At 40.0% G+C, this 20670-nt stretch carries 21 protein-coding genes; 17 read left to right on the plus strand and 4 right to left on the minus strand.

The genetic code is table 11. From position 1 onward, the window contains the following. Position 1: 1 nt before the first annotated feature. A complete protein-coding gene (locus LS48_RS11635) occupies positions 2-706 on the minus strand; it encodes a polysaccharide deacetylase family protein (protein WP_062622738.1) in 705 nt (234 codons plus the stop codon). 59 nt (positions 707-765) lie between these two features. On the opposite strand from LS48_RS11635, the gene LS48_RS11640 reads away from it, so the two are divergent. The 9 genes from LS48_RS11640 (at position 766) to LS48_RS11680 (ending at position 9169) form a co-directional block, all read left to right on the plus strand. After that, on the plus strand, positions 766-1527 hold the full coding sequence (locus tag LS48_RS11640) for a glycosyltransferase family 2 protein (RefSeq protein ID WP_062622691.1): 762 nt from the start codon (positions 766-768) through the stop codon (positions 1525-1527). A 15-nt stretch (positions 1528-1542) separates the two neighbouring features. Next, positions 1543-2607, plus strand: a complete 1065-nt coding sequence (locus LS48_RS11645) for a glycosyltransferase family 4 protein (protein WP_062622692.1) — start codon at positions 1543-1545, stop codon at positions 2605-2607. Between the two features lie 94 nt (positions 2608-2701). Beyond that, positions 2702-3613 (plus strand): glycosyltransferase family 2 protein, encoded by a 912-nt coding sequence (locus LS48_RS11650; RefSeq protein WP_076692466.1) that lies wholly within the window; start codon positions 2702-2704, stop codon positions 3611-3613. After that, entirely contained in the window at positions 3603-4163 is a 561-nt protein-coding gene (locus LS48_RS11655) for an L-threonylcarbamoyladenylate synthase (RefSeq protein WP_062622694.1), read from the plus strand. Before LS48_RS11650 ends, LS48_RS11655 begins: the two co-directional genes overlap by 11 nt. Before the next feature lie 65 nt (positions 4164-4228). Next, complete coding sequence (locus tag LS48_RS11660; protein ID WP_317038842.1) at positions 4229-4591, plus strand: GxxExxY protein; 363 nt, start codon at positions 4229-4231, stop codon at positions 4589-4591. Positions 4592-4808: 217 nt separating this feature from the next. Then, entirely contained in the window at positions 4809-6236 is a 1428-nt protein-coding gene (locus LS48_RS11665; RefSeq protein WP_062622695.1) for a CCA tRNA nucleotidyltransferase, read from the plus strand. Between the two features lie 153 nt (positions 6237-6389). Continuing rightward, complete coding sequence (locus LS48_RS11670) at positions 6390-7409, plus strand: COX15/CtaA family protein (RefSeq protein ID WP_062622696.1); 1020 nt, start codon at positions 6390-6392, stop codon at positions 7407-7409. Between the two features lie 78 nt (positions 7410-7487). Then, a complete protein-coding gene (locus LS48_RS11675) occupies positions 7488-8003 on the plus strand; it encodes an IS1096 element passenger TnpR family protein (RefSeq protein ID WP_045081493.1) in 516 nt (171 codons plus the stop codon). A 107-nt stretch (positions 8004-8110) separates the two neighbouring features. Then, entirely contained in the window at positions 8111-9169 is a 1059-nt protein-coding gene (locus tag LS48_RS11680) for a nucleoid-associated protein (RefSeq protein WP_062622697.1), read from the plus strand. A gap of 30 nt (positions 9170-9199) precedes the next feature. Here the strand turns inward: LS48_RS11680 and recQ are convergent, their stop codons facing one another. Continuing rightward, positions 9200-11392 carry a DNA helicase RecQ gene (gene recQ, locus LS48_RS11685; RefSeq protein WP_062622698.1) on the minus strand — a complete coding sequence of 731 codons (2193 nt, stop codon included), beginning with the start codon at positions 11390-11392 and terminating at the stop codon, positions 9200-9202. Positions 11393-11595: 203 nt separating this feature from the next. On the opposite strand from recQ, the gene LS48_RS11690 reads away from it, so the two are divergent. The 6 genes from LS48_RS11690 (at position 11596) to lptB (ending at position 15046) form a co-directional block, all read left to right on the plus strand. Continuing rightward, complete coding sequence (locus tag LS48_RS11690; RefSeq protein ID WP_062622699.1) at positions 11596-12561, plus strand: KpsF/GutQ family sugar-phosphate isomerase; 966 nt, start codon at positions 11596-11598, stop codon at positions 12559-12561. Continuing rightward, entirely contained in the window at positions 12561-13403 is an 843-nt protein-coding gene (gene tatC / locus LS48_RS11695) for a twin-arginine translocase subunit TatC (protein WP_062622700.1), read from the plus strand. Before LS48_RS11690 ends, tatC begins: the two co-directional genes overlap by 1 nt. A gap of 28 nt (positions 13404-13431) precedes the next feature. After that, positions 13432-13779: a carboxymuconolactone decarboxylase family protein gene (locus LS48_RS11700; protein WP_062622701.1), complete on the plus strand. Its 348-nt coding sequence runs from the start codon at positions 13432-13434 to the stop codon at positions 13777-13779. Positions 13780-13857: 78 nt separating this feature from the next. Next, positions 13858-14088, plus strand: a complete 231-nt coding sequence (locus tag LS48_RS15670) for a GxxExxY protein (protein WP_317038841.1) — start codon at positions 13858-13860, stop codon at positions 14086-14088. Between the two features lie 46 nt (positions 14089-14134). Beyond that, positions 14135-14239 (plus strand): GxxExxY protein, encoded by a 105-nt coding sequence (locus tag LS48_RS15675; protein WP_317038843.1) that lies wholly within the window; start codon positions 14135-14137, stop codon positions 14237-14239. Positions 14240-14305: 66 nt separating this feature from the next. After that, positions 14306-15046 carry an LPS export ABC transporter ATP-binding protein gene (lptB, locus tag LS48_RS11710; protein ID WP_062622702.1) on the plus strand — a complete coding sequence of 247 codons (741 nt, stop codon included), beginning with the start codon at positions 14306-14308 and terminating at the stop codon, positions 15044-15046. Positions 15047-15150: 104 nt separating this feature from the next. On the opposite strand, the gene LS48_RS11715 is transcribed toward lptB, so the two are convergent. Beyond that, on the minus strand, positions 15151-15903 hold the full coding sequence (locus LS48_RS11715) for a CDP-alcohol phosphatidyltransferase family protein (RefSeq protein ID WP_062622703.1): 753 nt from the start codon (positions 15901-15903) through the stop codon (positions 15151-15153). Positions 15904-16132: 229 nt separating this feature from the next. Between LS48_RS11715 and LS48_RS11720 the strand changes: the two genes are divergently transcribed. Both LS48_RS11720 and LS48_RS11725 read left to right on the plus strand, forming a co-directional pair. Further along, a complete protein-coding gene (locus LS48_RS11720; RefSeq protein ID WP_062622704.1) occupies positions 16133-17200 on the plus strand; it encodes a putative type IX sorting system protein PorV2 in 1068 nt (355 codons plus the stop codon). Positions 17201-17313: 113 nt separating this feature from the next. Then, positions 17314-18495: a lipoprotein N-acyltransferase Lnb domain-containing protein gene (locus LS48_RS11725; protein WP_062622705.1), complete on the plus strand. Its 1182-nt coding sequence runs from the start codon at positions 17314-17316 to the stop codon at positions 18493-18495. A 645-nt stretch (positions 18496-19140) separates the two neighbouring features. Here LS48_RS11725 and LS48_RS11730 read toward each other — a convergent pair. Beyond that, positions 19141-20532 (minus strand): sugar transferase, encoded by a 1392-nt coding sequence (locus LS48_RS11730; protein WP_062622706.1) that lies wholly within the window; start codon positions 20530-20532, stop codon positions 19141-19143. Positions 20533-20670 lie beyond the last annotated feature (138 nt).

Genomic DNA, 20670 nt, shown 5'->3' on the forward strand with positions numbered 1-20670 from the left:
TTTAAAATAGCTTCCCAAACCGAATTTTCTGTCGAAACTTTAACATTGAAAATTCTCCTTTTACGTCAATCCGCTGAATTTCAAAAGGTTTTTTAAAGGGAAACGTATTTGTTCTATTGCCGATGCGCAGCCCGTATTCAATGCCGTTTTGTGAAAGTATTTTCTTAAAGATTTCATTCAGCTTTTTTTCCTTTGGGAATTTGCCGTACGGATAGGCCAAAACGGGCGAAAAATTCAATTCATTTTCTGAAACGAATTCCAGGCAACGGCGGGTATCGGCTTCAATTTCGGCATTGGAAAGTTCCGTATATTTTTTATGGTAAAAGGAATGAAAACCGAGTTCCACAATTTTTGGATCGAGACTTTTCAACTGTTCCAAAGTCATAATTTGCAAAGAAGAAGTGTTCCAACTGTCAGTTTTTCCCAAAAAATCTAAAGGCACGAAAAAGGTGGCTTTCAGTTTGTATTTCTTCAGTAACGGAAGCGCCAGTTCCATTTGGCTCACATAGCCATCGTCAAAAGTAATAACGATGTTTTTGCCTTTTGGCAGCGTCTTCAACTTGTCTAACTCCCGAAAATGGTAGGTTTTATAGCCGTTTTCAGCCAAATGTTTAAACTGCTTTTCAAGCTTTTCTACGGAAATGGTCAAACCTTCACCCTTTTCAGCCGTAACGTGGTGGTACATTAAAATAGGAAGTTTCGCCATAACGGTTTTCAATTTTATACCCGTAAAATTATTACTTTTACGCAAACTACAAGCCGTTTTTGGAAAACCCTGTAAAAATCACCGCCCTTGCCATCACGCTCAACGAGGCCCACAATATTGAAGGCTATTTAAAGAGCCTTTGGTTTGCGGACGAAATTGTGATTGTGGATTCCTTTAGTAGCGATGATACGGTGGCTTTGGCTTCGAAACACGAAAAAGTGACGGTTTATCAACGAACCTTCGACAATTTTTCGGCACAGAAAAATTTCGCTATTTCAAAAGCGAAGAACGACTGGGTCACTTTTTTTGATTTGGACGAAGAAGTAACCCCCGAGCTTGCAAATGAAATCGTTGAAAAGTTCAAAAACCCAAAAGCCGTTGCCTATTTTGTAAAACGCGATTTCTATTTTATGGGAAAACGCATTAAATACAGCGGTTTGCAGAATGATTATATCATTCGTTTTTTTAACAAAAACCATTGCCGATACAATGCAAATTTAGTCCACGAAACCTTGGAAGCCGACGGCAAAACTGAAAATTTAAAAAGCAGCCTGCCGCACCACACCTATAAATCGTTTGACGATTACACCGCAAAAATGCACCAATACAGTGCGCTACAGGCCCGAATGCTCTATAAAAAAGGGAAGAAACCAAATTATTACCATTTTCTGTTCCGTCCGTTTTATAGATTTTGGAACCAGTTTATTTTTGGATTGGGTATTTTAGACGGAAAAGAAGGTTTCATTCTCGCCTACGTAAGCGCCTTTTCAGTGTTTAAACGGTACGTCAACCTTTGGCTTTTATACCGAAAAATTGACTAATCTTAAATCGCTACTTTGAAACAAGTTTTTTTAGAATCGCATAATTTAAAAAACCGTTATTCGGGCTTTGGGCAGTTTAATTACCATTTCATAAAAGCGTTGGCAGCCTTGCCGCAGAACGATTTTGAAATAGTTTTGAATGCGAAAAATATTTCAGAACTGAAAGAAGAATTTGGCGACACATTTAAATATCGAAAATACAATTCGTTAACGCGCCACAAGCCTTTTCGAATAAAGAAAAAATACAATCTTTGGCATTGTTTAAATCAAAATATAAAGATTGAACCTTTCTTCAACATTCCGTATTTATTGACGGTTCACGACGTGCATTTTGTAACCGAAGGCTCTGTGGAATTGCAGAAAAAACTGAAAAAACAATTCAACGAAAAACTGAAGCGCAGCAGCGCCATCGCCTATATTTCAGAGTTTGCAAAACAGGATACGCACGCACATTTTGAAGTCCCCAACATTCCGGAATACGTAATTTACAACGGCAATACAATTACCGAAATCACACTTCCGAAGGATTATAAACCTTCGCTTTTGTCGCCAAAACCCTATCTTTTTTCGATTGGCGATTTCAGCGAACGCAAAAACTTTATGAGCCTGGTGGAAATGTTGCGTTTTCTGCCCGAATATAATTTGGTCCTGGCGGGAAGTAATAGTTCAAGTTACGCCGAAAAGCTTACTGAAAAAGTGAAACAGTACGGTTTTGAAAACAGGGTATTTCAAACTGGGAAAATAGCCGATTTGGAAAAACAATACTACCTTCAAAATTGCGAAGCCTTTGTTTTTCCATCGCATCGTGAAGGTTTCGGCATTCCTCCCATTGAAGCCATGCGTTTTGGGAAACCTGTTTTTCTTTCAAACAACACTTCGCTCCCCGAAATTGGCGGGGAGCACAGTTTCTTTTGGGACCATTACGACCCCCAATATATGGCGCAAACGCTAAAAGCGGGAATGGAAAAATTCAACAACAATAGACCGTTTTATGAAAACTGGTACACGGCGCGCGCCCAAAGTTTCAATTGGAAAACCACGGCCGAAAAGTATATTGAAGTCTATAAAAGCTTGCTCTAACCAACTTTATTAAAACTTTGGACAAACTCCCACGGACAGTAATTGTATCTTTGCCAAAAGCAGTCAAAAAAGTTTCCCGATTAAAATTAATTTGATGGATGTAGCCATTATCATTGTCAATTACAACTCTTCAAAATATACTTTGGAGTGCATAAACACTGTAATTGAAAAGACTTCGGAAGGTATCAGCTATCAAATAATTGTGGTGGATAACAATTCAACGGCTTCGGAATATAAAATTTTAAGAGATAATTTTCCGATAAAACCACACGTTTCTTTACACCGAAGCATTATCAATACGGGTTTTGGCGGCGGGAATATGTTCGGCGCGCAATTCGCGAATGCAGATTATCTGCTTTTTCTGAACAACGATGCCATGTTGCTGAACGACTGTTTGAGCATTTTGCTCAGATTTATGAAAGCAAATCCAAAGGTAGGCGTTTCAACGGCGCAGAATTTTGACGAAAACAACAATTTCGTGCCGTCATTTGACCATAACAAGGGCCTGCGAAGATTGCTTTTTGGAAGAAGTTTTCTCGAAAAAAACAATCCAGAATTATATCCAAAACGTAAAAAGGAATATTCCCAACCAGTACAAGCAAACTGGATAAATGGCGCATTTCTATTTTTTGATAGCAAGGCATTTGCAGCGGTGGGCGGTTTTGACACCAACATTTTTCTGTATTGGGAAGAAATGGACCTTTGCCACCGCCTAAAAAAACTTGGTTATGAAAGTTGGCTGGTGCCCGAAGCGCAAATCCTGCACCATCAGGGCGTGAGCACGGGCACTTCCAAAGTGATGAACAGGGAAAGTTATATTTCGTATTTGTATGTACTTCGGAAAAATCACGGCTTTGGAAAATATTTGCTCATTAGAATGTATCTTACAATCGCCATTTTAATCAAACCGAAAAAATGGTATCTGCTGCCCATTATTCTGAAAAGCAACAACCAAACCCAATCGTTAAAACAGAAACAAAAAATCACTTTTTTAAATGAAGACTGAAATTGAAAATTGCATCGCCGTTTTAAAGAAAGGCGGCTTAATCCTTTACCCCACCGATACCGTTTGGGGAATTGGCTGCGATGCCACCAACCCCGATGCCGTGGACAAAGTTTTTAAGCTGAAGCAAAGAAGTGATGAGAAATCGCTGATTTGTTTGGTACACGATTTTAAAATGCTGAATGAATATGTGGAAAACGTACCGGAAGTAGCATACGATATTTTGAAATACGCCAAAAAGCCCACAACAATTATTTACGATGACCCCATTCGAGTGGCGGAAAATATTATTGCCGCAGATAACTCGCTTGCCATTCGTGTAACGAAGGATGAATTCTGCAAAAAAATGATACAGCGATTTCGCAGACCCTTGGTTTCTACCTCAGCAAATATTTCCGGGGAAAAAACCCCACAAAGTTACGCCGAAATAGACCCTTTAATTTTGGAAGGCGTGGACTATGTTGTAAATTTGCAGCACGAAAAAAAATCAGGAAAACCTTCGGCTATTATTAAGTTGAAAAATGATGGTTCGGTGAAGGTAATTCGGCAATAAAAAGGTTACCACGAATACACGAATATTTATGTAGTTGTTTTGTTTACTTAGGCATTGACAATATCATCTATAGACAGGAAAGTTACGACATTGTTGGTTGTTTATACGAGGTATTTAATTGCTTGGGAAATGGTTTATCGGAAATTGTGTATAAAGACGCTTTGGAATATGAGTTTACCCAACGAAATATCCCTTTCGAGAGAGAAAAAGAATTCTCAGTGGCGTATAAGGACATTGTACTTAAACATAAATTCTATGCTGATTTCGTAGTTTTTAATAAAATAATTTTAGAGGTAAAAACTGTTGAAGTACTTACAGATATGCATCTTGGTCAATGTATTAATTATTTGAAAGTTTCAAAAAACAAGTTAGCCATTTTAGCTAATTTCAAAGGAGAAGGCTTAGAATACAAAAGAATAGTTCTATAAAAACATTCGTGCATTCGTGGCAAAAAAATCCACCACGAATCCACAAATAAAAATATAGTATAAGTAATGATTTTAAACCATCGTAGGCGCGCGATTTATCGCGTGCGAACTAAAAAACAATTTGTCTATTCGTGGTAAAAATTCACCGCATTAAACATATAAAAACATTCGTGCATTCGTGGTAAAAACCTCCTCTATCAATTTTTAAAAATTATCCGTGGTAAACCCATCCTACATATCCGCTTTAAAAAACCCAATTTTTAGAACCATTTCAAAAGCTTCCAAAAACTTAAACTTGGAAAGTTATGTTATTGGTGGTTTCGTACGCGATTTCCTTTTAAAACGCGGGGAAGCCAAGGATATTGATATAGTTGCGGTTGGAAGTGGTATTGAATTGGCGCAGGAAGTTTCAAAATTGCTTCCGGGAAAACCGAAAGTTTCCGTTTTTAAAACCTATGGCACGGCCATGCTAAAAAGCGGAGGTATTGAGCTCGAATTTGTTGGCGCACGCAAGGAATCGTATTCCGTAGAAAGTAGAAATCCCGCCGTGGAAAATGGCACCTTGGAAGACGATCAAAACCGAAGGGATTTTACAATAAATGCACTCGCTCTCAGTCTTTCCGATGATAATTTCGGCGAATTGCTGGATCCCTTTAACGGTGTTGAAGATCTTCAAAATAAAATAATCCGCACCCCGCTCGACCCAGACATTACCTATAGCGACGATCCGCTGCGAATGCTCCGCGCCATTCGGTTTGCGACTCAGTTGGATTTTACTATTGAAAAGGATTCGTTGGAAGCCATTACCCGAAATGCCGAGCGCATAAAAATAATTTCCAAGGAAAGGATTGTGGATGAACTGAACAAAATTCTACTTGCCAATGTGCCTTCCAAAGGATTTGCACTTTTACATAAGACAAGGTTGCTTCCCTTTATTTTACCAGAATTGGTAGCATTACAGGGCATAGACGAAAAGGAAGGACAGACGCATAAAGACAATTTTTGGCATACGCTGGAGGTGGTGGACAATATTTCAAAAGCTACGGACGACCTTTGGCTCCGTTGGGCCGCATTACTGCACGACATTGGCAAGGCGCCAACGAAACGTTTTGATAAAAAATTGGGGTGGACGTTTCATACGCACGAATTTGTGGGTGCAAAGATGGTCTATAAGCTTTTCAAACGCTTGAAAATGCCCTTGAACGATAAAATGAAGTTTGTTCAAAAAATGGTTTTGATGAGCTCCCGCCCCATCGGGCTTGCCGACGAGGAAGTAACGGACAGTGCCGTGCGCCGTTTGATTTTTGACGCTGGCGAAAATGTGGAAGATTTAATGACACTTTGCGAAGCCGATATTACCACAAAAAATCCCAAGAAGTTTAAAAAATACCACGCCAATTTTCAGTTGGTACGCGATAAAATTGTGGAAGTTGAAGAACGTGACCACGTCAGGAATTTTCAACCGCCCGTTACCGGCGAGGAAATTATGGAGACTTTTAATCTAAAACCTTCTCGGGAAATTGGCATCATAAAAGACGCGATAAAGGAAGCAATTCTTGAAGGGGAAATTCCGAATGAATACGGAGCGGCACGGGAATTTATGTTGAAAAAAGGAACTGAAATTGGATTAAAGGCGATTAAATAGTTGACAGTCGCAGTTGCAGTTTTCAGGTGTAGGTTCGCGATTCGTCGCGTGCAAATTGATATAAAAAACAATTCGAGTATTCGTGGTCAAAAATAATCACGACGAACTTTGTAGTAAAAAGAATATCAGTATTAAAAAATAATTCGAGAATTAGTGGCAAAGAAAGACAATAAAAAAGTAATCTACTGGCTGTTAACGGGATGTTTCCTGATTTTTGTAATGGTAGTAGTAGGCGGAATTACGCGCCTGACCCATTCGGGCCTTTCAATTTCCAGTTATAAGTTAATTTCCGGCACCATTCCGCCATTAAACGAAGCCGAATGGATAGCCGAGTTTGAGCATTATAAGCAATTCCCCGAGTATCAGAAGCTGCACAATCACTTCGATCTGGAGGATTTTAAGGATATTTATTTCTGGGAATATATCCACCGGGTGTTGGGCAGGTTGCTGGGTATTGTGTTTATTATCCCCTTCCTCTATTTTCTTATTAAAAAACAGCTTACCAAACCCACAATAAAAAAAGCCTTGATTCTGCTTTTCTTGGGTGGATTCCAAGGATTTCTGGGCTGGTATATGGTGAAAAGCGGCCTGGTGGACCGGCCCAGCGTGAGCCATTATCGGCTTGCCATGCACCTCACTACCGCGTTTATAACATTTGCTTACACCTTATGGGTTGCGCTGGATCTATGGTATCCCGTGAAAAAGGAAATCAACGGACATTTCCGGAATATCATTCGGGTGGGAATGGCCGTATTGTTGATCCAAATTATCTGGGGCGCCTTTGTGGCCGGGCTCGACGCGGGCTGGATTCACAACCATTGGCCTTTGATGAACGAGGGCAAGTTGATCCACGAAACCGTTTACACCGAACAGGTTCCGTTATGGCGAAACTTTGTGGAAGGAAAGAGCGGCGTTCAGTTTGTGCACCGCTATATGGCCTATGTGGTGGTGGCAGTTATTTTCTATATTTGGTTCAAAGCCCGAAAATTGCAGCTTACCGTCCCGCAAAAAAACGGAGTCAATTTGCTTATGATATTGATTTTGGTGCAATTTATTTTGGGCGTGTTTACCCTAATCCTCCAAGTACCTGTGGTTCTGGGCGTTTTGCACCAAGTAACGGCTTTTTTCCTTTTGGCCGGAATGACCTTTGTGCTACATCGGTTTTCGAAATAAATATAAAGTCAAAACTAAAAACTACCACCAAAAACCGCGTACTTTTTGATACCTTTGCAACCCTAAGAAATTAAGAAAATGATTTACCGTTTCAGAATTATCCTCGACACCCACGAAGACGTTTTCCGCGACATCGAAATAGAAGCTTCAAATACTTTGGAAGATTTTCACAACGCCATCACCCAGGCCTTTGGGTTTGATGGGCAGGAAATGGCTTCGTTTTACACCACCAATGAATTCTGGGAAGAAGACGAGGAAATACCGCTTTTTGACGTGAGCGACGAACCCGGAAGCATCCGTGTTATGGGTGAAACCAGTTTAGAGACCGTGGTAGATAAGGAAAACACGCGGCTTTTATATGTTTACGACTTTCTGAATATGTGGACATTTATGGTGGAACTTGCCGATATTGCCGAGGCCGAAGCTGGACAGATTTACCCGAACTTGATGTACTCCCACGGACAAATCCCCGAAGAAGCACCCGAAAAGGAATTTACTTCAGAACCCATAGAAGGCGAAGAAGATTTCGATGAGGAATTTGACCTAGATCCGGAAGATTACGACAATCTTGATTTTGACGAAAACTGGAATTAGGTTCAGTGATCAGTCGCAGTCTCAGTTTTCAGTTTCGAAAAAGTAGAGGAAATTACCCAACGCTTAAACCTTAACGCTTAACGCCTAACCCTTAACTCCTAACCCCAATGATCAACCTTTTCAATACCCACATTGCCTCCCTTTCCATCCACCGAGTGGGTAATAAAAGTAGGAATGAAGCAATTTTTCTTTCGGAAAGTCCGTATAAAATGGACGATGAGATAACGCCATTGCTGAAAGAATTTTTCCTAAAACCATTTCGTGAGAAGGAGGAAAACTATTTTAAGTTTTCCCACGAGGCAGATTTGGAATTTCACGAGCTTTATAACAGTGCCACCAAGATTTTTGACAATCCCGACAACATTCACGAAGAGAGCCGAAAAATAGCTACCTATTTATACAACCAGTCCGAACATCCGCATATTAAAAGCGGCGAGGTGTATGTGGCCTATCTTGAAAATGTACAATTGGACAATATAAAAATGGATGCCATCGGTATTTTTAAAAGTGAACTGAAACAGGATTTTCTTCAGTTTGCCGAAGAGGGAAACCAGTTGGAAGCCATGCTGCAGCATGGGGTTAGCTTGAACAAATTGGACAAGGGCTGCATTATTTTCAATTCAAAAAAAGAGGAGGGTTATAAAATTCTCTCCGTAGATAGCAACCGTTATGACGCGCGTTATTGGCTGGAAAGCTTTTTGGGCGTGGAAGCCCTTGCAGATGATAATTTCTACACCAAAAAATATTTAAAGTTCTGCCAGGATTTTGCAAAGGACGTGGTCCTTCCTGCCGAAGATAAAAAACAGGAGGTTATGTTTATGAACCGCGCCGTGAACCATTTTGCGAAAAATGACCAATTTGAGGAAACGGCCTTTATGAACGAGGTGATAGACAATCCCGATTTGATGCCGGAATTCCGTCATTACAAAAGCGAAAAGGCCCCCAAGTACAGCATCGAGGACCTAACAACCTTCCCTATTGCCAATACCGCAGTAACCGCTGCGCGTAAAAAAATTAAAAACGTTATCAATCTCGACACCAATATTCAGATAAAGCTGGATTTCATCAATCCGGAAAGTGCGGAAAAATTTGTTGAAAAAGGTTGGGACGAGGAAAAGCAGATGTATTATTATTTGGTTTATTTCAACAAGGAACAGAAATCGTAGAGACGCACGGCCGTGCGTCTCTACGTTCGGTTAATTTCCAACCTCACTAATAAACTTAATACGGTACAGCCGCAGTTCCTCTTCATCATAGTCGCCGTCAAATTCTTCGAGGGCTTCTTCAATTTTATCAGTTTTTGCTTCTAAGAAATATTCATGAATTTCCTCCTGTTGGTCTTCATCAAGCACCTCGTCAATCCAATAATCTATATTCAGCTTGGTACCGCTGTACACTATGGCTTCCATTTCTTTAATAAACTCTGGCATTTCAAGACCTTTGGCGTTTGCTATATCTGGCAAGGCAAGCTTGCGGTCCACATTCTGAATTATATATAGTTTGAGGGAACTATTACTGCCCGTTGATTTTACAACAAAATCCTCGGGGCGTATAATGTCGTTTTCCTCCACATAATTTTGGATAAGCGTTAAAAACGGTTTGCCGTATTTTTTGGCTTTTCCTTCCCCTACTCCGTGAACATTGGAAAGTTCTTCCATAGTTACGGGGTATTTAAGCGCCATGTCCTCCAAGGATGGTTCCTGGAAAATTACAAATGGCGGTAGATCCAAGTCGTGTGCTACTTTTTTTAATTCGGCCTTTAAAAGCTTGAAAAGGTTTTCATCTGCAGCATCGCCTCCTCTTTTGGCTCCAACAATCACATCGTCATTGGCATCCTTAAATGAATGGTCTTCCGTCATCATAAAGGAAGTGGGAGATTTTATAAATTTCTTTCCTTCATCCGTTAGATGAATTACACCATAGGTTTCAATATCTTTTTTCAGATATCCAGCTACCAATAACTGACGCAGCAATGCCATCCAATAGGCGCTGTCATGCTTTGCACCAGAGCCAAAGTATTCCTGGGCATCGGTTCTGTGGGATTTTATGAGCGCATTTACTTTGCCCACCAAAACATGTACTATTTCCTTGCTTTTATATTGTTCGTTGGTTTTTGAAACCACTTCCAAAAGTTGTTTGGCATCCTCCTTTGCTTCGTGCTTCTTTTTGGGATGGCGCATATTGTCGTCCATCATACCACCCTCCCCCGTTTCATTATCAAATTCTTCCCCGAAATAATGAAGGATGAATTTTCTGCGGGAAATGGAGGTTTCGGCAAAAGCTACCACTTCTTGCAAAAGAGCGTGGCCTATTTCCTGTTCGGCAACGGGCTTTCCGCTCATGAACTTTTCAAGTTTCTCTATATCTTTATAACTATAGAATGCAAGACAGTGTCCTTCACCACCGTCGCGTCCCGCACGTCCAGTTTCTTGATAGTAGCTTTCAATACTTTTAGGAATATCATTATGAATAACGAAACGAACATCCGGTTTGTCAATCCCCATTCCAAAAGCGATTGTCGCAACCACCACATCTACATCTTCCATCAAGAACATATCCTGATGTTTTACGCGGGTTTTCCCATCAAGGCCAGCGTGATAGGGTACAGCTTTTATGCCATTAACCTGTAGTGTTTGTGCCAACTCCTCTACTCTTTTTCTGCTTAGGCAATATATAATACCACTCTTGCCTTCGTTCTGTTTTACAAAACGAATAATGTCTGAATCAACATTTTTGGTTTTGGGCCGTATTTCGTAATAAAGATTTGGACGGTTAAAAGATGCTTTAAAGGTATTAGCATCCTGCATATTGAGATTTTTTAATATATCTTCCTGCACTTTGGGTGTTGCCGTAGCGGTAAGGCCGATAATAGGAATATCACTGCCAATACGCTGGATAATGCTTTTAAGATTTCGGTATTCCGGCCTAAAATCGTGACCCCATTCGCTGATACAATGGGCTTCATCAATTGCCATAAAGGAAATTTTCTGGGTTTGCAGAAAATCTACATATTCTTCTTTTGTCAATGATTCGGGTGCAACGTAAAGTAACTTAGTTACTCCGTTGGCAATGTCGTTTTTCACTCTTTTTACCTCGGTTTTATTGAGGGAAGAATTTAATACGTGTGCTATGCCCTCTTCGGAAGAAAGGGAACGCAGTGCGTCCACTTGGTTTTTCATAAGTGCGATAAGTGGGGAAACTACTATAGCTGTACCATCCTGCATAAGTGCCGGAAGCTGGTAACAAAGCGATTTTCCTCCGCCTGTAGGCATGACCACAAAGGTATTATGGCCATTGAGGATGCTTTTGACCACTTCCTCCTGCAAGCCTTTAAATCTTGTAAATCCAAAATATTTTTTCAGGGCTGCGTAAATATCAAATTCTGCCACGCTGCTTGGGTTTTTAGGGATACTTCAGTTTTAGCCAACAATACATTGTTTTACAGATTAACAATTGTAATTTTGCAACCGTATTAAGTTGACTGCATCTTAAAAGAAAAGGTTTCTATATTAAGATTTCTGAATTGTGTTAAATTCTATTCTAAATATACTAATTTCTGAAACAGTTACAAACATTCAAAAGCATTAATATTTTGAACAAACAAGAGAGAATCATTTCCGTAGCGAAAAACACCATAGAAACTGAAAGTAAAGCTATTGCAAATCTGGCCCATTTGGTGAACGATGAGTTTGCCGGAGCGGTTGACTATATATACAATTCCAAAGGTCGGGTGATTGTTACCGGAATAGGCAAGAGCGCCAATATCGCCACTAAAATTGTCGCTACATTAAATTCTACCGGAACTCCCGCAATCTTTATGCACGCTGCAGATGCCATCCACGGCGATTTAGGAACGATTCAACAAAACGATACCGTAATCTGCATTTCAAAAAGCGGAAACACCCCTGAAATAAAAGTGCTTGTACCGTTAATAAAGGCTATTGATAATAAATTAATTGCCATTACAGGCAACGGAGAATCCTTTTTGGGACAGCAAGCTGATTTTGTCTTAAATGCCTACGTTGAAAAAGAAGCCTGCCCAAATAACCTTGCGCCCACCACCAGTACTACCGCACAATTGGTTATTGGTGATGCCTTGGCAATGTGCCTATTGGATCTCCGCGGGTTTTCGAGCAAGGATTTTGCAAAGTTCCATCCAGGCGGTTCCTTGGGTAAAAAATTATATTTGCGTGTAAGCAACCTTACGTCGCTAAATGAAAAGCCACAGGTAAGTCCCGATACCGATGTAAAAAAGGTGATTGTAGAAATTTCTGAAAAAATGCTAGGTGTAACTGCCGTTGTGGAAAATGATGAAATTATTGGTATTATTACCGACGGCGATTTGCGGCGCATGTTAACCAAAACCGATAATTTTGCAGGTTTAACCGCAAAAGATATTATGACCCATAATCCAAAAAAAATAGCCAACAACGCTATGGCAGTAGAGGCAATGGAAATGATGGACAAATACGGTATTACCCAGATTCTTGCAGAAGATAAAGGCAAATACAGTGGCGTGGTACATATCCACAATCTCACCAAAGAGGGAATTATATAATGAAGAAAATAGGTTCCCCAGAAAAAGAAATGTCCTTTTTGGACCACTTGGAAGAACTGCGCTGGCACCTTATACGTTCCACCATTGCAGTGGTGGTTCTGGCATTGCTGGCATTTATTTTCAAGGACTTTATTTTTGACACCCTTATTTTCGGACCCAAGCGTCCCGATTTTCCAACCTATAGAATGTTCTGTAATATTTCGCGCTCGCTGGGAATGGACACCTTCTGTTTTCAGGAAATGCCATTCCGTATTCAAAGCAGAACAATGGCCGGGCAGTTTTCCGCACATATGTGGACTTCCATTTATGCAGGAATCATTATAGCTTTCCCATATATACTATATGAATTTTGGCGATTTATAAGTCCGGGACTAAAAGAAAAAGAACGCAAGAGCAGCCGTGGTTTTATCGTTATTGCGTCTATACTTTTCTTTTTGGGCGTATTGTTTGGGTATTATCTTATCACTCCGCTATCCATCAACTTTTTGGGCAATTATCAAGTGAGCAAGGAAGTTTTCAACGATTTTGATTTGGACAGCTATATTTCATTGGTGCGTACTTCAGTATTGGCCTGCGGAATTGTTTTTGAATTGCCAATCATTATGTACATCCTTACAAAAATTGGATTGGTTACCCCTGAAATCCTTCGGAAATACCGCAAATTTGCTTTAATTATCGTTTTAATTCTTTCAGCAGTAATCACCCCACCGGATATTGTAAGCCAAATAATTGTAGCCATCCCGATACTTATTCTTTATGAAGTGAGTATCTATATTTCAAGAATTGTAATCAGGAATCAGAAAAGAGAGGAAAGAAGAAGGAAAAAAGAGGGTAATATTTAGGCTTTTGGCTTTTGAAAAAATAAAAATTATGAAAGAAAATATTGTAGAAGAATTTAATGCCTATCGCGCAAAGATGAACGAGAAAATGCTTGATGACAATAATAAAATCATCAAACGCATCTTTAATCTGGATACCAACGCCTATATGGAAGGAGTGCTTCCGAAGAAAACAAAGGAATTGCTGGGCTTGGGAAATTCGTTGGTGCTTCGTTGCGATGATTGCGTCCGTTACCATTTGGAAGAGTGCCACAAACTGGGCTTGACCAAGGAAGAAGTGGTGGAAGGGATGAGCATTTCACTTTTAATTGGCGGAACAATTGTAATTCCCCATCTGCGTAGGGCTTTTGAATATTGGGAAGCTTTGGAAGCAAAATAATAATTGCTAGCTTTACCTTATAAGCTCAAAATATTTTAACCACAAAGGCACAGAGGGCACAAAGAAAGAAATTAAATAATGACCGAAAACGAAATTTCTTCAAAAATAATAGGTGCGAGTATTGAGGTTCATAAACAATTAGGGCCTGGTTTGTTAGAAAGCACTTACGAAATTTGCTTAGGTCACGAATTAAAATTAATGGGATTGGAAGTAAAGCAACAAGTTCCACTGTCTGTAATCTATAAAGACGTTAAACTTAATGCCGGCTATCGTATTGATATGATTGTGGAGAATCAAGGTTATTATTGAAATAAAATCAGTTGATGCATTGGCTCCAATACATACTGCCCAAATATTGACCTATTTAAAATTGAAAGATTTAAAACTCGGACTCTTGATCAACTTTAACGAAATAAAGGTTATTGACGGTCTAAAAAGAATTATAAATGGCGTACTTTAAGCTCTGTGGCCTTTGTGCCTCTGTGGTAAAATTATATAGTATGCCAAGTTTAAAAGAAATATTAGAATGAAGCTAAAAGCCGAAAACTTAATGAAATCCTATAAAGGCCGAAAGGTCGTTAAGGGCATCACCGTGGAAGTAAACCAAGGAGAAATCGTGGGTTTGCTTGGACCGAATGGGGCGGGCAAAACCACTTCCTTTTATATGATTGTGGGATTGATAAAACCCAACGGCGGCAATATTTATTTGGAAGGCACCGAAATCACCAAATATCCTATGTACAAACGCGCACAGAACGGTATTGGCTATTTGGCACAGGAAGCTTCGGTTTTTAGGAAACTTAGCGTTGAGGACAATATTTTGAGCGTTTTGCAGCTTACGAAACTTTCCAAAAAAGAGCAGCGCGCCAAAATGGAATCGCTTATTGAGGAATTTGGTTTGGGCCACATCCGCAAAAACCGTGGCGATCTTTTGAGCGGTGGGGAAAGACGTAGAACCGAAATTGCACGTGCCCTTGCCACCGACCCGCATTTTATTCTTCTCGATGAACCCTTCGCGGGAGTTGATCCAGTTGCAGTGGAGGATATCCAGCGCATCGTGGCCCAGCTAAAAAACAAAAATATCGGGATTCTTATAACCGACCACAACGTACAGGAAACATTGGCCATTACCGACAGAACCTACTTGATGTTTGAGGGAAGCATCCTAAAACACGGAGTACCGGAAGAACTGGCCGCAGACGAAATGGTGCGGAAGGTATATCTGGGGCAGAATTTTGAGCTTCGGAAGAAGAAATTGGAGTTTTAATTTTTTACCACGAATTCACGAATAATTTTGTTTTGGATTGTAGTAATTCTGAGAAATGCTTTTATCCCTTTAATTAGAAAAACATTTGTACATTACTGAAGACTTTATAACGCAGTGTTTTTCCAAAAAAACGAAAGCAATATATAAAGTAGAATTATAAACGGTATCGCCAAAAACTTCAGCAGTACCAAAAGCAACACACAAAGAATCAAAAATATATAGCGGATGGCATTGGTCTTAAAATCCCAAGTTTTGAATTTTAGGGCGAAAAGGGGAATTTCGGCATTTAAAAGTATGCAGCTGAGAAGCGTTAAGCCAATTAAAAACCAGTTATTCAGAATTATACTTTCTGCCAGTTCAGAATATTGAAACTGTAAAATTAGCGGTAAGCTTAATATCAATAAAGCATTTGCAGGTGTTGGCAAACCGATAAAACCCGAAGTTTGCCGGGTATCTACGTTGAATTTTGCCAAGCGGTAGGCTGAGGCAACAACAATTAACAAACCAATAAGCGGCAGATAATTTTTAAAACTTACATTCCATCCATCCAATGAAAATGTTTCGGTGAGCGTCTGCATTTGATGAAAATAAGACAAATTCAGCATCTGATACATTACAATTCCCGGTGCTACGCCACTTGTAATAACATCTGCCAAAGAATCGAGCTGAAGGCCAACTTCACTTTGCGCTTTCAACAAACGCGCGGCCAGCCCGTCAAAGAAGTCGAAGAAAATTCCGAGAAAAACAAAAAAGGAAGCCGTTATAAGATCGCCCGAAATGGCGAAGAGAATGGCAACACATCCACAAAGGATGTTTAGGGAGGTAATGATGTTTGGAATTTGTTTTGATATATTCATATTCTTTATAGCGCAATTTGGAATTTATGATTTAGGCAAAACATCCCCTTCCAGCCTCCCCTTCAAAGGGGAGGAGCCTAATAGGAGTGGATTTTATAATATCTATTAAGATTATGTGTAAAAATAACAAAGTATTTCCGTCCAAAGGCATTCAAACACAATATGTACAAAAATTTAAAGTTTAGTATTCTGTAAAATAGTGCCATATTTGTCCAAAATTTTTTAAAACTTGAAAGAGAAATTACTGCTCCTTTTATTCCTTGTTTCGGCTACGCTGGGAGCCCAGACCGTACGTAAATATTCCAATGAATTTATGAATATTGGTGTAGATGCCGCAGCATTCGGGATGAGCAACGCGGTGGTGGCTTCCTCTGGAGATGTAAATTCTGGGTATTGGAACCCTGCAGGCTTGGTGAATCTTGAAGACAAGCAGATTTCATTGATGCACGCTTCCTATTTTGCGAATATTGCAAATTATGATTATGCGGCCTTTGCAATGCCTTTGGACGATAGAAGTGCCGTTGGGCTATCGGTCATCCGTTTTGGGGTAGATGATATTTTGAACACCACCCAGCTTATAGACGACGAAGGGAACATCTATTACGACCGCATCAGTAAATTTTCTACCGCCGATTACGGCGTTACCTTTTCCTATGCACGGCGGCTGCCGTTAGACGGATTGAACTACGGGGTAAACGCCAAGGTAATCCGAAGGGTAATTGGCGATTTCGCCTCGTCTTGGGGTTTCGGTCTGGATGCAGCCATACAATTCCGAACCGACAAATGGATGTTTGGGGTCATGGCCCGCGATATTACCACTACCTTCAATGCCTGGAGCATAGACGAAGAAAAGTTTGCTGAAATACAGGGAGCAGTGGAAGGACAGAATCAAGAATTGCCCGAAACTACCGAGATTACCATTCCAAAACTTCAACTAGGAATGGCGCGTAAATTTGTTTATCGCTATGATTTTTCACTATTGGCGGAAGTAGATCTCAATTTTCGTTTTGCTGAGACCAATGATGTAATTTCTACTTCTTTCGCAAGTATAACACCTTCTTTAGGACTTGAATTTGCATATATCGATATGGTTTATGTGCGTGGTGGGGTTGGAAATTTTCAGAATATAAAACAGCTGGACGGGAGTGATTCCGTGGGTTTTCAACCCAACATAGGCGTTGGCTTTAGGTACAAAGGCATTCAAGTGGATTATGCGTTGACTGATATTGGCGACCAAAGTGCAGCTTTGTATTCCAATGTTTTTTCGTTGAAATTGGATTGGGAGATTTTTAGGTAGGGAAATCGGAAAGGAAATCGAAATCGAAATCGGAATCGGAATCGGAATCGGAATCGGAATCGGAATCGGAATCGGAATCGGAAAATAAGTTTTTGAAAAAAATAATTTAATTCGTGGCAAAAAAATACTTCATTCTCCTTCTTTTGTTTACCACTGTTTCCGCGAAGGCACAGTTTGTTCCACTTTCTGAAGCTTCAGAAATAAGTATTTTGACCATTGGCCCAGGTGCTGAGCTTTACGACAAGTTTGGGCATAGCGCTTTTAGAATAAACGATCCCGCCACAGGGCAGGATGTGGTTTTCAATTATGGGGTTTACGACTTTGACACTCCCAACTTTTATCTAAAATTCGCACAAGGCAAACTGCTCTATCAATTAGGGGTAAGTTATTACGAATCTTTTTACAATAGCTATGTAGCCCAAAACCGCTGGATAAAGGAACAGACCCTTAATCTTAGTCAAGCGGAAAAACAGGCGGTTTCCGATTTTCTTTGGAACAACGCCAAGCCCGAAAACAAAAAATATAAATACGATTTCTTTTTTGACAATTGCGCTACCAAGATTCGTGACGTGACACAAGAGGTATTGGGCAATAAACTGGAATTTAAGGATGATCATATAACAGAAACCTATACATTTCGGGAACTCATTCAGCAAAACCTTAAAGCTAATAGCTGGGGAAGTTTGGGCATAGACATTGCTTTGGGCGCTGTAATTGACAGGAATGCAAAACCCATAGAATACCAGTTTTTGCCAGATTATGTTTTTAAGGGCGCCGCCAATGCCTTCATACACCGGGACGGAGAGACTGAGCCATTGGTAAAAAACACAAAAGTTCTTTTTGAAAATTCACCTCAACCCACTGCAAATAATTTCTTTTTAAGTCCGATTTTTACATTGGGATTATTGGGTTTATTGATAATATTTTTAACATATCGCAATTATAAAAATAGTTGCCGAAGCCGATATCTTGACACTACTATATTCTTTTTTACAGGGCTTATCGGCATCTTCCTTTTATTACTTTGGTTTGCGACAGACCATACCGCAACTGCAAACAATTACAACCTTTTGTGGGCGTTTCCTATTTCAATTTTGGTGTTTTGGGCAATCGCAAAAAAGAAGGTTTCTCCGAAATTTAAAAGATACGCTTTGTTATTATTACTTCTTTTAATTCTTTTGGCAATCCATTGGATTACCGGAGTACAGGTATTTGCAATTGGTTTGTTACCCCTATTAATTGCATTGGCGGTGCGTTATGTTTATTTGATTTATTTTATTGGGAAGAAGGAATGACATCCCTCCCCAGCCCTCCCTTCGAAGGGAGGGGGTGGTACTGGATGGAGTAGGTATCCGGTTGAAGAACATCCCTCCCCGGCCCTCCCTTCAAAGGGAGGGGGTAGTATTGGGCGGAGTTTATAGCTATTCGGTTGAAGAACATCCCTCCCCGGCCCTCCCTTTGAAGGGAGGGGGTGGTATTGGGCGGAATTTATATGTATCCAGTTGAAGAACATCCCTCCCCGGCCCTCCCTTCAAAGGGAGGGGGTGGTATTGGGCGGAGTTTATATGTATCCGGTTGAAGAACATCCCTCCCCGGCCCTCCCTTCAAAGGGAGGGAGCTTGATTGTGTTTGTAAGAAGCTTTTAAAAAACTCAACATTGTAGCTTTAATGATAAAGACAGGGAAAGTGTGAGGTGGCGGTTTATTGAGTATGTACTGAGGTTTTATTAAGTAAAATACGCTTTATATATACTATAAACATACTATATATATACTATAAATACGCTATATATACACTTTATACTAAAATATAATGTGAATCTTAATGTGTGATTTGGAGTCTAGAAACTTGAATCGTGAATTGGTGAGACGTAATACAATCAAAAAATTGCTAATAACGGATAACGAATAACCGTATCAGAATAACTGAAAACATGCTAATTACTGTCCCCTAAAGAAAATAATCGTACTTAGGGTTTTGATAATGATAGTAACATCCAGAAAGAGGCTTCTGTGTTTAATATAATAAAGATCGTACTGCAGTTTTTCAAGGGAGTCCTCTTCGGTAGAGCCGTATTTGGCATTTACCTGTGCCCAGCCTGTTACTCCCGGTTTAACCAGGTGCCTTACTTCGTAAAAGGGTATTTTTTCTATTAGGCCTTCCACAAACTCCGGACGTTCGGGACGGGGGCCAATAACACTCATTTCACCCTTAATAACGTTAATGAATTGGGGGATTTCATCAAAACGGGATTTCCTTAAAAACCTACCGAACTTTGTAACCCGCGTATCTTTTGCCAACGCGAACTGGGCGCCATTCTTTTCGGCATTTTTTACCATACTGCGCAATTTGTATATTTTGAAATGATTGCCATTCTTCCCCACTCTGGTTTGGCTATAAAACAAGGGGCCGCGATTTGCACACAAATTTCCTATCAATAAAAAAGGAAGCAAAATGATGCCGAAGGTTAGGCCCAAAATCGAAAAAAACAAATCCAAGATTCTATTGAAAAAAAGGTAAAGTTTGTTTTGATTGCTACGGCTAAAAGGGAAATAGCGATAGAAATCCTTCTCTACGTGCTGCACCGGAATACGGTGTGTCAATTCTTCGTAAACCTGCGTATACTCCCGAATGGGGATTCCATTTTCCAGTAATTTTATTAGCTGATTGTTCAATTCCACTGTCATACCTTCTGAAAGCGGTGTACCCACAACTATTTCAGAAATGGTCATTTCTTGTGTAAGCAAGGAAATATCGGCAATTGTGATGGAGTCAATTTCCAGGGCATTAATGATAGTTCCGTCATTTGGCCCCGTATTAAAATAGCCGATAACACGATAATTAGGATCGGATTTTTGGAGGGAGGCCACTATAGCTTCCACATCGCTGGCATGGGCAATAAGCAGTACGCGTTTGTAGAAACGTGGAGCGGAAATAAGGATGATGTATGCATAACGCCACGCCAGCATTGCAACGTTAATAGCCAAAAAGAAATAGACTATCTGCAAACGGTTGGAAGGCAGCATGGGCGTATAAAAAGGAGTGAGCAGGTAAAAAAGCACTGTTACCGAAGAAGTGATGATTACGTTTTTTACCACCACATCAAACTTACTGGCTTTCTGAAGATTGTAAAGTTCAAAAATTGTTGCAAAAATTGTTAGGTAGATAGCCAGAACGATAGACCACACCCAATGTTCGGAATTTATTTTGAAATAATCAAAATTAAAAACTATCCCCACCAAATAAAGCAACAACAGCACACATACTATATCCAGGATACGAAGGAGTATCTTTCTTTCTGAGATATCAAAGTGGATGCTGGTTTTGGGCATTGGGGTTGGGGTTTTTTGTTTGTTGTTTGGGGTTTGGGGTTTGCTGTTTCTTGTTTCTTGTTTCTTGTTTCTGGTTTCTTGTTTCTGGTTTCAGGTTTCAGGTGTTGGTATGAGGTATGAGGTATGAGGTGTGTGGTT

The organism is Aequorivita aquimaris (assembly GCF_001573155.1).
Taxonomy (GTDB): domain Bacteria; phylum Bacteroidota; class Bacteroidia; order Flavobacteriales; family Flavobacteriaceae; genus Aequorivita; species Aequorivita aquimaris.